Source organism: Pseudomonas macauensis (assembly GCF_047902425.1).
Taxonomy (GTDB): Bacteria; Pseudomonadota; Gammaproteobacteria; order Pseudomonadales; family Pseudomonadaceae; genus Pseudomonas.
Window position 1 is genome coordinate 4,685,840 of record NZ_CP138377.1, and the last position, 13,232, is coordinate 4,699,071.

Consider the following 13,232-nt stretch of genomic DNA (forward strand, 5'->3'; position numbering starts at 1 on the left):
TCGCTCACCACTTGTTCGTCGGCATCTTGCTGCCGGTGCTGTCGAGGGTCAGGTTGCCATCGCTGGCCTGAGCGCCAGACGGTGTGAAGGTGATGGTGAAAGTCGGCGGCGTTGCCGCGTTGTTGACGGTGATGCTGTAGCCGTAGTTACTCGACACTTCACTAGGCAACGAATAACCGCCCGCCTCCAGCGCCGTCTTGTCCGCATAGGCTCGATTGGCCAGTAGGTACTGCTGCTCGCGGTTGGCGATATCCATCATCTGCGCCTGTGCCGCCGAGCGTTTGCCGCGAATGACGTACTGCTGATAGCTGGGATAGGCGATAGCCGCCAGAATGGCGACGATCGCAGCAACCACCATCAGTTCGATCAGGGTAAATCCACGGGAACGAATAGGCATTATTCGGACTCTTGTTCTTTAGCCTTCCCAGACAACTCTATTAGCGAAATGGCGAACTGCCATTCCATTGACCGGCAATTTGGGACCAGTCGTCGCTCAGCGCTGTATAGAAAATTAATCAACGAATAATTCACTGAATCCAATCCTTGAAAGGCCGATCAGTAACGGCCCAAGGCCAGCAAGGGCGCGCCATTAGAGCGAAACGCCCTGATCGCGACAAGTCTCATGGCGACTGCTTATAGCGATCGACTTCTTCAACTTTCCCCTGAAATGCGCGATCTACACGCAGCCAAGGGCTGAAACTCTCCCTTAATTCAAAATAACGAATGTCAAAAAAAAGTTAAACGGCAGGCCGTGCAAACTAAAAAGTGTGAACTAGATATCATTTTTATTTTGTCGCTATACCGGGATCGGAAGTAGGACGCAGAAGCGAAATGCGGCCAGAAAACTCCGTAGAAATTCCGCCACTGGGGACAGTCCAGCCGATTCACAGGCATGCACTGCGCGACCCGCCACGAAAGGCGCACCAGCCCTCAACGCGCCCGTTCGCTTTCCTCACGCATCGCCTGCACAAAAGCATCCAGCGACATCGGCTTACCGAACAAGTACCCCTGCAACACATCCACCCCGCGCTCGGCCAGGTAGCGCCGCTGCTCCTCGGTTTCCACCCCTTCGGCGATGATCATCAGGTCCAGCTTGCCGCATAGCTCGACGATGCTGTCGAGGATGCATACTGAAAGTGCTTCCACGCCGATCATCGCGACGAAACTCTTGTCGATCTTCAGCGCATCCACCTTGAAACGGTGCAGGTACGCCAGACTCGAGTTGCCCGTGCCGAAATCGTCGAGGGCCAACAGAATGCCCAGTGCATCCAGACGGTCGAACAACTGATCGGTGGCGTCATTGGCAGCGATAAGTTCCCGCTCGGTCAGTTCCAGCACCAGGGTCGGCCGGTTCGGCAGGAACTTCGCCTGCAGGCTCAGGCAATCATCGAGCAACCTCGCATCCGTGCAATGTACGGCGCTGATGTTGAAGCCCAGGTGGAAGTCCTCTCCCAGCAGCTCGCCATGGGGAGCCAATCCCTCCCCAACCTGGCGCATCAGCTCGCGCGTCATTGGCACGATCAGGCCGGAACGTTCGGCCATCGGGATGAACAGGTCCGGTCCAACCATTCCCTCGCGCGGGTGCCGCCAGCGCATCAACACCTCCGCACCGACCCAACGCCCATCGCGCGCATCCACCAATGGCTGCAGGTAGGGGATGAATTCTCCAGCCATCAGCGCCCGCTCGAGTTCCAGGCTCGGAGTTGCGGAACGCCCCCACAACCAGTAGCAGGCCAGCCCGGAGACAGCCCCCAGCGTCAGTAACAAGACGGCCAGCGGTAGCGCCTCCTGGCGGATATGGAGCCACGCAGCGCCTTCGGGAAAGCCCCCTATCACTGCGTACGGGTAACGTTCGGAGACCAGGCGTATATGGCCGATCGGCAATGGATCGGGCGTCCCGGCATGCACATGGCCGTCTTCATCCATCCACACCCCGCCGACTTGCAACTGCAGGTCGCTGCGTTGATCGACCAGTTGCAGGGTATTGCTCAGATAACGCCCATCAATGGAGGCCAGCGCGCCGTACTCCCCCTCGACCCGGCGCAGGATCAACACCGCAACATGGGGCGTCACCGGGTTGCCCGCCATCAGGCGCAGACGCCCATCCACGTAGTCGGAGCCGTACAACGGCGCTTTGAAGTCACCGAACAGGGAGGTGCAATAGATAGCATCGCCCCGCGTAAGGTTGACCGTGCGCACGAAAGGCACCACCGCCACCTGCTCGCGCAGCACCAAGGTCGAGTCGCTGCAGGGTCTCCCCTTCTGCGAGAGCGCCACCCGGGCAGCCCCCTCGGCATTTCCGAGCATGATATCGAACAGGTGCAGTGCCTCATTGGACGCCGTGCGCGCCTCGGCGGATAGAGTCCGCAGGGCCTGCCAATAGATAATGGAGCTGCCCAGCGCCAGGGGGAGAACCGCCATCGACAGGGCAAACACCAATCGCGGCACCAGCCGGCGTCGAGCATAGTTGCGTAAAGGCATCCTTGTTCCTTGCTGTACGACCGTTCGTTTCCAGGGAAACGGTATGAGTGCAGCTTAGAACAGGGCCAACCCGATAAAGGCCGAACCAGGCCAGAAACCGTATAATCCCGCCCCATTCATCCGGGGCAGTGCCCTGCCGATCCACGATTCTTTCCAGAAGGCGCCATGTCCATACCGCAGCTCCAGCCCGCGGGAAACTTCCCGCCCGCCACGCTCATCCGCCGCTTCGCCGCCATGTTCTATGACTTCCTGCTCTGCGTAGCGCTGATGATGGTCGTGACCCTGGTCTATCAGCAGGGCGTCCTGCGGCTCATCTATGGCGGCGAGAAGCTCAAGCAACTGGCCGACCAGGGCGGATTGATCGGCGATCCGTTGCTCTCCAGCCTGCTGTTCATCAGCGTGTTCGCCTTCTTCGCCAAGTTCTGGACCCACAACGGCCAGACCCTCGGCATGCAGGTCTGGGGTATTCGCGTGCAGAACGCCAACGGCTCGCGCATCAGCCTGCTCCAGGCGCTGCTGCGCTTCATCATCGCCATCGGCTCCTGGGCCTGCCTGGGCCTGGGCTTCCTGTGGATGCTCTGGGACAAGGACAAGCGCACCTGGCAGGATCGCTACTCGGAAAGCGTGGTGATCCAGATTCCCAAGGACGTACGCAAGGCGACTCAGGGGCGGCGCTAAGCCCCATTCGCCCATGAAAAAGCCCGCCGATTGGCGGGCTTTTTCGTTTGTAGCGTCCTTTGCAGGAGCGAGATCACCCCGCCCTTCGCAGCAACAGCATGCCGAGGAAGGCGCAGATCGCCGCGGGCACCAGCACCGCCAGCAGCGGCGGGAAGTTGAACACCTGGCTGGATGGACCAAGCAGATCCTGTGCGATACGGAAGCTGAAGCCCACCAGCACGCCGGTGAAGACACGTTGCCCCAGCGTCACGCTGCGCAGCGGGCCGAAGATGAAGGAAATCGCCATCAGCACCAGCGCCGCGGTGACCGCCGGCTGCAGGATCTTGGTCCAGAACGCCAGCCAATAGCGGTTGGCGCTCAGCCCCTGCTCCTGCAGGTAATGGATATAGCTCCACAGCCCACTGATCGACAGGGCCTCAGGCTCCGTAACGACGGTGTTCAGCAGTTGCGGGGTGAGCTGGATGTTCCACACTTCGCTGGGCTTGTTCACCACTTCGCTGCGTTTCTCATCCATGTGCAGAACCGTGGTGGTCACGTTTTCCAGTACCCACTGGTTATTCTGGAAGGTTGCCTGCTTGGCGAAACTGGCGGTCTGCAGGCGGCGCGCATCATCGAAGTTGTAGCGAGTCACACCCAGCAGCATCCCGTCCGAGCGCACTACGTTGATCTGGATGAATTCGTGGCCCTGACGGTGCCACAGGCCGTTCCGCGAACTCAGCACCCCGCCGTCGCTCTGGGCCATGGCGCGATCATTCTGGGCCTGGGTCTCGGTGTAGGGCACCACGTATTCGCCGAGCAGGATACCGGCGAACATCAGTACCAGCATCGGCTTCATCACCGCCCAGACGATGCGCTGCAGCGACACACCAGCGGCACGCATGATGGTCAGCTCGCTGCTGCTGGCCAGGCTGCCGAGGCCCACCAGGCAACCGATCAGCGCAGCCATCGGCAACATATCGTAGGCGCGACTGGGTGCGGTGAGGAGCACGAACTTGAGCGCATCGACGAGGGTGTAGGTCTCGGTGATCTGCCCCAACTGGTCGACGAAAGCGAACAGCTCGGCCAGGCCGAGAATCACCCCGAGCACGGCGAGGATGGAGATGAAAACGGTGATGCCGATGTAACGATCCAACTTACGCATGCTTCGGCTCCCGCCCAGAATTCGCCCGTGCGGCGGCCAGCTTGAGCCTCAGCGGCTCCCAATACAGAAGCAGCAACCCGATCGCCAGGAACAGCCCGTGGATCCACCACAGGCCCAGGGCGAGCGGGATCTTGCCCTTGTCGAGCATGCCCCGGCCGGCGATCAGCAGCGCCAGGTAAGCCATGTAGAGCAGTACCGCCGGCAGCAGCTTGAGGAAGCGACCCTGACGCGGATTCACCCGCGAGAGCGGCACCGCCAGTATGGTGACCACGAAGACCAGTAGCGGAATGGAAAGGCGCCATTGCAGCTCGGACTTCATGCGTACTTCATCGCTGCCGATCAGCTCGCTGGTGGGAATGGCGTCGCGGTCGTCGATCTCGCTGCTGACTTCCGGCTTGGGCAGCAAGACGCCATAGGTGTCGTACTTGATCGCCCGGTAATCGGCCTGCCCCGGCAGGCCATCGTAACGATAGCCGTCCTTGAGGATCAGGTAACGGCTGCCGTCGGCATGGATCTGCTGTTCGCCGCTGTTCGCCACCAGCACCGAGGCGCTGCCCGCCTTGCCATTGCGCGGCGGATTCTTGTCGGCAATGAACACGCCGCCCAGTTGCGTGCGTTCATTGGCCAGGGTCTCGGTATAGGTCACCCGCGAGCCGTCGCGCATCGACTGGAAACGTCCCGGCGCCAGGGTGTCGAACTCGGTCATCGCGTCCTGCTTGTTCAGCAGCAGCTGCATCTGCGCGATGCCCTGCGGTGCCGCCCACAGGCTCAGCCAGGCCACGATCAGCGCCACCAGGAGCGCCGGCGCCAGGGTATAGGCCGTCAGCCGCTGCTGGCTCATGCCGGTAGCGGTCAGCACCGTCATCTCGCTGTCCAGGTACAGCCGCCCGTAAGCCAGCAGGATCCCCAGGAACAGCCCTAGCGGCAGGATCAGCTGGAGGAAGCCCGGCAGGCGCGTACCCATGATCATGAACAGCGAGCCCGGATCGAGCATGCCTTGGGCGGCCTGCGCCAGGTACTTGATGAAACGGCCGCTCATGATGATGACCAGTAGCACGGCGCTCACTGCGCTCATGGTGATCAGCACTTCGCGGGACAGATAACGGAAGACAATCAAACCGGACACTCCAGGGTTGTCACGCTCGGGCGGCTACGCTCAAACTAGCCGTCGTGAAGCGTTTGCCGGCCCGCGCGAGCGCGATCCAGCGAAAATAGCCGGCATTATCCTGCGATTCGCCAGGCCTGTCACTGCGCAGTCTGCCTGAGCCTCGCGGACCACCTTGCCATCGTGAGCCTTTTGTCCTGGGGACACCAAGCCATGGAATTCCTTGTAAAAAGCGTACGCCCGGAAACCCTGAAAACCGCCACCCTGGTCATCGCCGTCGGCGAAGGCCGCAAGCTTGGCGCCACCGCAAAGGCCGTTGACGACGTCACCGGCGGCGCCATCGGCACCCTGCTCAAGCGTGGCGATCTGGCGGGCAAGGTCGGGCAAACGCTACTCCTGCAGGATTTACCCAATATTAAGGCCGAGCGCGTGCTGCTGGTCGGCGCCGGCAAGGAACGCGACCTCTCCGACCGCGCCTACCGCAAACTGGTTTCCTCGGTCCTCGCCACCCTGAAGAACCTGGGCGGCGGCGACGCCGTGCTGGCCCTGGGCGATCTCGCAGTGAAGGGCCGCAACGCCCACGGCAAGGCCCGCCTGCAGGTGGAGACCCTGGCCGATGGCACCTACGTCTTCGACCGCTTCAAGAGCCAGAAAGCCGAAGCGCCGAAGCTGAAGAAGATCACCCTGCTGGTCGACAAGGCCGATGCCGCCGCCGTCGAGCAGGGCGCCAAGGAAGCCCAGGCCATCGCCAACGGCATGGCCCTGACCCGCGACCTGGGCAACCTGCCGCCGAACCTCTGCCACCCGACCTTCCTCGGCGAGCAGGCCAAGGCACTGGCCAAGGAGCACAAGGGCCTGAAGGTCGAAGTGCTGGACGAGAAGAAACTGCGCGAGCTGGGCATGGGCTCCTTCCTCGCCGTCGCCCAGGGCAGCGACCAGCCGCCGCGCCTGATCGTCCTGCAGTACAACGGTGGCAAGAAGGACGAAGCTCCCCACGTCCTGGTCGGCAAGGGCATCACCTTCGATACTGGTGGCATCAGCCTCAAGCCCGGCCTGGGCATGGACGAGATGAAGTTCGACATGTGCGGCGCCGCTTCCGTGTTCGGTACCTTCCGCGCCGTGCTGGAGCTGCAGCTGCCGATCAACCTGGTGGGCGTGATGGCCTGCGCCGAGAACATGCCCAGCGGCGGCGCTACCCGTCCGGGCGACATCGTCACCACCATGAGCGGCCAGACCGTCGAAATCCTCAACACCGACGCCGAAGGCCGCCTGGTGCTGTGCGACGCACTGACCTACGTCGAGCGCTTCAAGCCGCAGTCGGTGGTGGACATCGCCACCCTGACCGGCGCCTGCATCGTCGCCCTGGGTTCCAACACCTCGGGCCTGATGGGCAACAACGACGCGCTGATCAAGCAACTGCTGAAAGCCGGTGAAGCCGCCGACGACCGCGCCTGGCAGCTGCCGCTGTTCGACGAATACCAGGAGCAGCTGGACAGCCCCTTCGCCGACATCGCCAACATCGGCGGGCCGAAGGCCGGCACCATCACCGCCGGCTGCTTCCTGTCGCGCTTCGCGAAGAAGTACCACTGGGCGCACCTGGACATCGCCGGCACCGCCTGGATCAGCGGCGGCAAGGACAAGGGCGCCACCGGCCGCCCGGTTCCGCTGCTGACCCAGTACCTGCTGGACCGCGTGAAGTAACGGAGTAGGACAGAGATGTTTTTTGGAGCCCAAAGCGTCGCGAGTGCAGCTCAGGCAAGGCGAAAGCCTGCGCAAATGCGCAGTTTACGCTTTGTAAATGAGCAATTTGCGCAGGTTTTCAACGCAGCATGAGCAAACGCAGCAGCTTTGGGGCCAAAAAATGACCCGGGTGGACTTCTACGTCATCCCCAGCGCCGATCCCGACGCACGCCTGACCATCGCCTGCCGCCTGGCCGAAAAGGCCTGGCGGCAAGGCATGCGCATCTTCGTGCTGTGTGCCGACGAGGCCCAGCGCGAAGCGCTGGATGCACGGTTGTGGAACTTCCGGGGCGAAACCTTCATCCCACACAACGCGGTGGAAGAAGACGCCGACTCGCCGGTCGTGCTCGCCCTGGGTGAGCCGCCGGAGGGCCACCGGGACCTGCTGATCAACCTGACCTTGGCCATTCCCCCCTTCGTCGACCATTTCAACCGGGTCGCCGAACTGGTGATCGAAGAACCGGCGATTCGTCAGGCCGCGCGGGAGAATTTCCGCCGCTACCGCGAGCAGGGCTATCCTTTGCAGGACCATCGCCTGCCGCGCCCTTGAGAACGCATCAGCCAAGACCATGGACAGCCGTAAGCCCCCGCACGACCCCGATCACCTGCTGGAAGACCTGAAATCGATCCAGGAACTGCTGGACGAGCCAGGTGCCGAACCGCCGCTGCTCACCGAATCCTTCGAGCCGGACAACATCCCACTGCTGTCCGACGTCATCGCTCCGGCGCCACGTACGCCGGAGCCGCCCGCTGCCGAGCCTGCCGAGCCTGCCGAGCCGAAAGTCTCGCCCCAGGCCAGCGAACTCAATCGCCTGGACCTGGAGCTGCGCGCCGCCGCCCAGTTGATCCTGCAGGACGTGATCGACGACTTCGCGCCGCAGATCGAAGCCGAGCTGCAGCGCCGTCTGGAAGCGCGGATGCAGCGACTGCTGGCCCAGCGCAAGAGCTGACCGCAGCGCCCCCTTTACTTGTAGGAGCGAGCTTGCTCGCGAACCGTTACCACTGCGAGCTTGCAGAGGAGCGTTCGCGAGCAAGCTCGCTCCTACAATTGCCTCCCTTGCCGCGCCGGTGGCCGGAAAGCCCCGCCTCCCGTTATACTCAGCGGTTTTCCGTCTAGCCTTATCAGGGTCCCGCCGCGCTCATGGACAAGACCTACCAGCCCCACGCCATCGAATCCCACTGGTACCCCCTGTGGGAGAAAGAGAACTACTTCGCCCCGCAAGGTTCCGGCGAGCCGTACACCATCATGATCCCGCCGCCGAACGTCACCGGCAGCCTGCACATGGGTCACGGCTTCAACAACGCCATCATGGACGCGCTGATCCGCTACCGCCGCATGCAGGGCCGCAACACCCTGTGGCAACCGGGCACCGACCACGCCGGCATCGCCACCCAGATGGTGGTGGAGCGCCAGCTGGCTGCCCAAGGCATCGCCCGTCATGACCTGGGCCGCGAGAAGTTCCTGGAGAAGGTCTGGGAATGGAAGGACCAGTCCGGCGGCACCATCACCCGCCAGATTCGCCGCCTGGGCTCCTCCGTGGACTGGTCGCGCGAGCGCTTCACCATGGACGACGGCCTGTCCAACGCCGTGAAGGAAGCCTTCGTGCGCCTGCACGAGGACGGCCTGATCTACCGCGGCAAGCGCCTGGTCAACTGGGACACCAAGTTCCACACCGCCATTTCCGACCTGGAAGTGGAGAACCACGACGAGAAGGGCCACCTCTGGCACCTGCGCTACCCGCTGGCCGACGGTCACAAGACCGCCGACGGCAAGGACCACCTGGTCGTCGCCACCACCCGTCCGGAAACCCTGCTCGGTGACAGCGCGGTCGCCGTTCATCCGGAAGACGAGCGTTACGCCGCCCTGATCGGCACCTTCGTCGACCTGCCGCTGGTGGGCCGCCGCATCCCGATCATCGCCGACGACTACGTCGACCGCGAGTTCGGCACCGGCTGCGTGAAGATCACCCCGGCCCACGACTTCAACGACTATGAAGTCGGCAAGCGCCACGACCTGCCGCTGATCAACATCTTCGACAAGAACGCCGCCATCCTCGGCACCGCCCAGGTGTTCAAGCTCGACGGCAGCGTCAATGTCGAACTGGACGCCAGCCTGCCCGCCGCCTATGCCGGCATGGACCGCTTCGTCGCGCGCAAGCAGATCGTCGCCGACATCGAAGCCGCCGGCCTGCTCGAGAAGATCGACGACCACGCGCTGAAAGTGCCCAAGGGCGACCGCTCCGGCACCGTCATCGAGCCCTGGCTGACCGACCAGTGGTACGTCTCCACCAAGCCGCTGGCCGAACCCGCCATCGCCGCCGTGGAAGACGGCCGCATCCAGTTCGTGCCCAAGCAGTACGAAAACATGTACTTCAGCTGGATGCGCGATATCCAGGACTGGTGCATCAGCCGTCAGCTGTGGTGGGGCCACCGCATTCCGGCCTGGTACGACGAGGCCGGCAACGTCTACGTCGGCCGCAACGAGGCCGAGGTACGCGCCAAGCACAATCTGGGCGACGCCAACCTGCGCCAGGACGAAGACGTCCTCGACACCTGGTTCAGCTCGGGCCTGTGGACCTTCTCCACCCTCGGCTGGCCGGAACAGACCGAATACCTGAAGACCTTCCACCCCACCGACGTGCTGGTGACCGGCTTCGACATCATCTTCTTCTGGGTTGCGCGCATGATCATGCTGACCATGCACCTGATCAAGAATGGCGATGGCACCGCGCAGATCCCGTTCAAGACCGTCTACGTCCATGGTCTGGTGCGCGACGGCCAGGGCCAGAAGATGTCCAAGTCCAAGGGCAACGTCCTCGACCCGCTGGACATCGTCGATGGCATCACCCTCGACGAGCTGCTGGAGAAACGCACCAGCGGCATGATGCAGCCCAAGCTCGCCGAGAAGATCGCCAAGCAGACCCGCGCCGAGTTCCCCGAAGGTATCGCCAGCTACGGCACCGACGCCCTGCGCTTCACCTTCTGCTCGCTGGCCTCCACCGGCCGCGACATCAAGTTCGACATGGGCCGCGTCGAGGGTTACCGCAACTTCTGCAACAAGCTGTGGAACGCCGCCAACTTCGTCATCGAGAACACCGATGGCAAGGACACCGGCGTGAATGGCGAGCCGGTCGAGCTGTCCTCGGTGGACCGCTGGATCATCTCCGCCCTGCAGCGCACCGAGATCGAAGTCGCGCGCCAGCTGGACGCCTTCCGCTTCGACCTGGCCACCCAGGCCCTCTACGAGTTCATCTGGGACGAGTACTGCGCCTGGTACCTGGAGTTGGTCAAGCCGGTGCTGTGGGACGAGAACGCGCCCATCGAGCGTCAGCGCGGCACCCGTCGCACCCTGGCGCGCGTGCTGGAAACCGCACTGCGCCTGGCGCACCCGTTCATGCCGTTCATCACCGAGGAAATCTGGCAGCGCATCAAGGGCGCAGCAGCGAAATCCGGTGACACCCTGATGCTGCAACCCTGGCCGGTCGCCGACGAGTCGAAGATCGACGCCGCCGCCGAAGGCGACATCGAGTGGGTCAAGGCCCTGATGCTGGGCATCCGCCAGATCCGTGGCGAGATGAACATCTCCATGGCCAAGCGCATCGACCTGGTGCTGAACAACGCATCGCCCGAAGACCATCGCCGCCTGGCCGACAACGAGCCGCTGCTGATGAAGCTGGCCAAGCTCGAGACCATCCGCGTGCTGGGCGAAGGCGAAGAGCCGCCGATGTCCGCCACCGCGCTGGTCGGCGACCTGCAAGTGCTGGTACCGATGGCCGGCCTGATCGACAAGGCCGCCGAAATGGCCCGCCTGGACAAGGAAATCCAGCGTCTGGAAGGCGAAGTCAAACGCGTCGGCGGCAAGCTCGCCAACGAAGGCTTCGTCGCCAAGGCCCCGGCGGATGTGATCGAGAAGGAACGCGCCAAACTGGCCGAAGCGGAACAGGCCGTAACCAACCTGATCCAGCAGCGCGAGAAGATCGCCAGCCTGTAAGCGCCACCACAAGGCCCGCAAATGCGGGCCTTGTGCTTTTCCGGGGGCGCAATCCCCCGTACGCGGCGTGCCCTCCTTGTAGGAGCGAGCTTGCTCGCGAACAGAGTTCCCCGGTTGCATTGGTGTTGGGTAGTTCGCGAGCAAGCTCGCTCCTACATGAAGAGCCCTCCCAGCAGACGCATTACGTCATTCCCCCACGGAATAACCTCACGAAGAATGGTCACTTGGCGCCCGCCGCGCTTTGCGCCGAAGATCGCAACGCCGGGCCGCTCCAGGGGTTCGTCGGCGCTCTTCCGGGAGCGGCCCCGGTATCAGCCCAAGGAGCCCGAAGTCCATGTCCGACCTCCCCGTCCGCAATGGCGGCCAGATCCTCGTCGAAGCCCTGCTGCGCAATGCGGTCGACACCGTCTACTGCATCCCCGGCGAGAGCTACCTGCCGGTGCTCGATGCCCTGCATGACGCCCACTCGATCCGCACCGTCGTCACCCGCCACGAAGGCGCCGCCTCGAACATGGCGGATGCCTACGGCAAGCTCACCGGGCGCCCGGGAATCTGCTTCGTTACCCGTGGACCGGGCGCGACCCATGCGGCCAGTGGCGTGCACACGGCCAAACAGGATTCGACGCCGATGATTCTCTTCGTCGGCCAGGTGGAAAACGCCTTCAAGGGCCGCGAAGCCTTCCAGGAAGTGGACTACCGGCAGATGTTCGGCGGCCTGGCCAAGTGGGCTACGGAGATCGACGACATCCAGCGCATCCCGGAAGTGGTCGCCCAGGCCTTCGCCATGGCCCAGTCCGGACGTCCCGGCCCGGTGGTGGTGGCGCTGCCGGAGGAAGTGCTATTCGGCTCGGCACCGGTAGCGGACGTCCCCGCGCCGCGCATTGCACAGGTCGCTCCGCCGCCGGCTGCGCTGGAAGAACTGCGCGGCCTGCTGGCCCGCGCCCGCAAACCGCTGCTGGTGATCGGCGGCACGGGCTGGGACGACGCCGCACGCCATGCCCTGCAGCGTTTCGCCAAGGCCAACGACCTGCCGGTGGTGGCCTCGTTCCGCCGCCAGGACCTCTACGACAACCGCGACGCCCAGTATGTCGGCCAGCTCGGTTTCGGCGCTTCGCCCAAACTCACCGCCCGGGTGCAGGAGTCCGACCTGCTGCTGGTGCTCGGCTCGCGCCTGAGCGAAACGCCCAGCGCCGGCTACACCCTGGTGCAGAGCCCGAATCCCGTTCAGACGCTGATCCACATCCACCCGGACGCCAGCGAACTGGGCCGGGTCTACCAGGCCGACCTCCCCATACAGGCCAGCATGCCAGCCATCGCAGCGGCCCTCGACACCCTTGCGCCCCTGAATGAACGTCTCTGGGCCGACTGGACCGCCGCGGCTCGCGCCGACTACCTCGCCTACTCCACCCCGCCGCAGAACGCCGAGCGTCCGCAAGGCGTGGATTTGGCCGAGGTCGTCAGCTACCTCAGCGAGACCCTGCCCGAGGATGCGGCAATCAGCAACGGCGCCGGCAACTACGCCGTCTGGGTGCACCGCTTCTACCGCTATCGCTCCGCGCGCAGCCAGCTCGCGCCCACCAACGGCGCCATGGGCTACGGCTTCCCCGCCGCCATCGCCGCCAAACTGCGTGACCCGCAGCGCAGCGTCGTGTGCTTCGCTGGCGACGGCTGCTTCATGATGTATCCGCAGGAGCTGGCCACCGCCGTGCAGTACGGCGCCGCGCTGGTCGTCATCGTGGTCAACAACGGCATGCTCGGTACCATCCGCATGCACCAGGAGCGCGAGTATCCGGGCCGCGTCAGCGCGACCGAGTTGCGCAATCCCGACTTCGTCGCCCTCGCCAAGGCCTTTGGCGCACACGGCGAACTCGTCGAGCGCACCGAGGACTTCGCCGCCGCCTTCCAGCGCGCCCAGGCCAGCGGCAAGCCGGCGTTGATCGAGCTGCGCACCGATCCCAGACAGATCACGCCCATCGCACGCCTGCCGTAACGATTCGCCGCCACGCAGGACCACAGGCTTCGCTAAGCTGCACCGGATCAAGACATTGCGCCCGCCTCGGCGGGCACAATGGCGCCGAATACTCGCTAGGGAAGCG

Annotated in this window: 10 protein-coding genes; 6 read left to right on the plus strand and 4 right to left on the minus strand. The window is 63.9% G+C overall.

What is annotated here, in order from left to right; genetic code table 11:
- Positions 1–4 precede the first annotated feature (4 nt).
- A complete protein-coding gene (locus SD196_RS21435; protein ID WP_343577633.1) occupies positions 5–397 on the minus strand; it encodes a type IV pilin protein in 393 nt (130 codons plus the stop codon).
- 533 nt (positions 398–930) lie between these two features.
- Positions 931–2,481, minus strand: a complete 1,551-nt coding sequence (locus tag SD196_RS21440; RefSeq protein WP_343577631.1) for an EAL domain-containing protein — start codon at positions 2,479–2,481, stop codon at positions 931–933.
- Positions 2,482–2,646: 165 nt separating this feature from the next.
- On the opposite strand from SD196_RS21440, the gene SD196_RS21445 reads away from it, so the two are divergent.
- Positions 2,647–3,159, plus strand: coding sequence for an RDD family protein (locus SD196_RS21445; RefSeq protein WP_343577629.1), 513 nt, complete (start codon positions 2,647–2,649; stop codon positions 3,157–3,159).
- Between the two features lie 73 nt (positions 3,160–3,232).
- Here the strand turns inward: SD196_RS21445 and lptG are convergent, their stop codons facing one another.
- Together lptG and lptF are read right to left on the minus strand one after the other, a co-directional pair.
- The gene (gene lptG / locus SD196_RS21450; protein ID WP_275608382.1) at positions 3,233–4,300 is read right to left on the minus strand and encodes an LPS export ABC transporter permease LptG; all 1,068 of its coding nucleotides are present in this window, start codon (positions 4,298–4,300) and stop codon (positions 3,233–3,235) included.
- Positions 4,293–5,417 (minus strand): LPS export ABC transporter permease LptF, encoded by a 1,125-nt coding sequence (lptF, locus tag SD196_RS21455; RefSeq protein ID WP_275608383.1) that lies wholly within the window; start codon positions 5,415–5,417, stop codon positions 4,293–4,295. The genes lptG and lptF overlap by 8 nt, the downstream gene beginning before the upstream one ends.
- A gap of 201 nt (positions 5,418–5,618) precedes the next feature.
- On the opposite strand from lptF, the gene SD196_RS21460 reads away from it, so the two are divergent.
- The 5 genes from SD196_RS21460 to SD196_RS21480 all read left to right on the plus strand — a co-directional run bounded on the left by SD196_RS21460 (position 5,619) and on the right by SD196_RS21480 (position 13,126).
- The gene (locus tag SD196_RS21460) at positions 5,619–7,106 is read left to right on the plus strand and encodes a leucyl aminopeptidase (protein WP_331319155.1); all 1,488 of its coding nucleotides are present in this window, start codon (positions 5,619–5,621) and stop codon (positions 7,104–7,106) included.
- A 160-nt stretch (positions 7,107–7,266) separates the two neighbouring features.
- Complete coding sequence (locus SD196_RS21465; RefSeq protein ID WP_416310629.1) at positions 7,267–7,695, plus strand: DNA polymerase III subunit chi; 429 nt, start codon at positions 7,267–7,269, stop codon at positions 7,693–7,695.
- Between the two features lie 19 nt (positions 7,696–7,714).
- Positions 7,715–8,095: a DNA polymerase III subunit chi gene (locus SD196_RS21470; RefSeq protein WP_343577626.1), complete on the plus strand. Its 381-nt coding sequence runs from the start codon at positions 7,715–7,717 to the stop codon at positions 8,093–8,095.
- A 191-nt stretch (positions 8,096–8,286) separates the two neighbouring features.
- Positions 8,287–11,136 (plus strand): valine--tRNA ligase, encoded by a 2,850-nt coding sequence (locus SD196_RS21475; RefSeq protein ID WP_275608386.1) that lies wholly within the window; start codon positions 8,287–8,289, stop codon positions 11,134–11,136.
- A 334-nt stretch (positions 11,137–11,470) separates the two neighbouring features.
- On the plus strand, positions 11,471–13,126 hold the full coding sequence (locus tag SD196_RS21480; RefSeq protein ID WP_416310630.1) for a thiamine pyrophosphate-binding protein: 1,656 nt from the start codon (positions 11,471–11,473) through the stop codon (positions 13,124–13,126).
- Positions 13,127–13,232 lie beyond the last annotated feature (106 nt).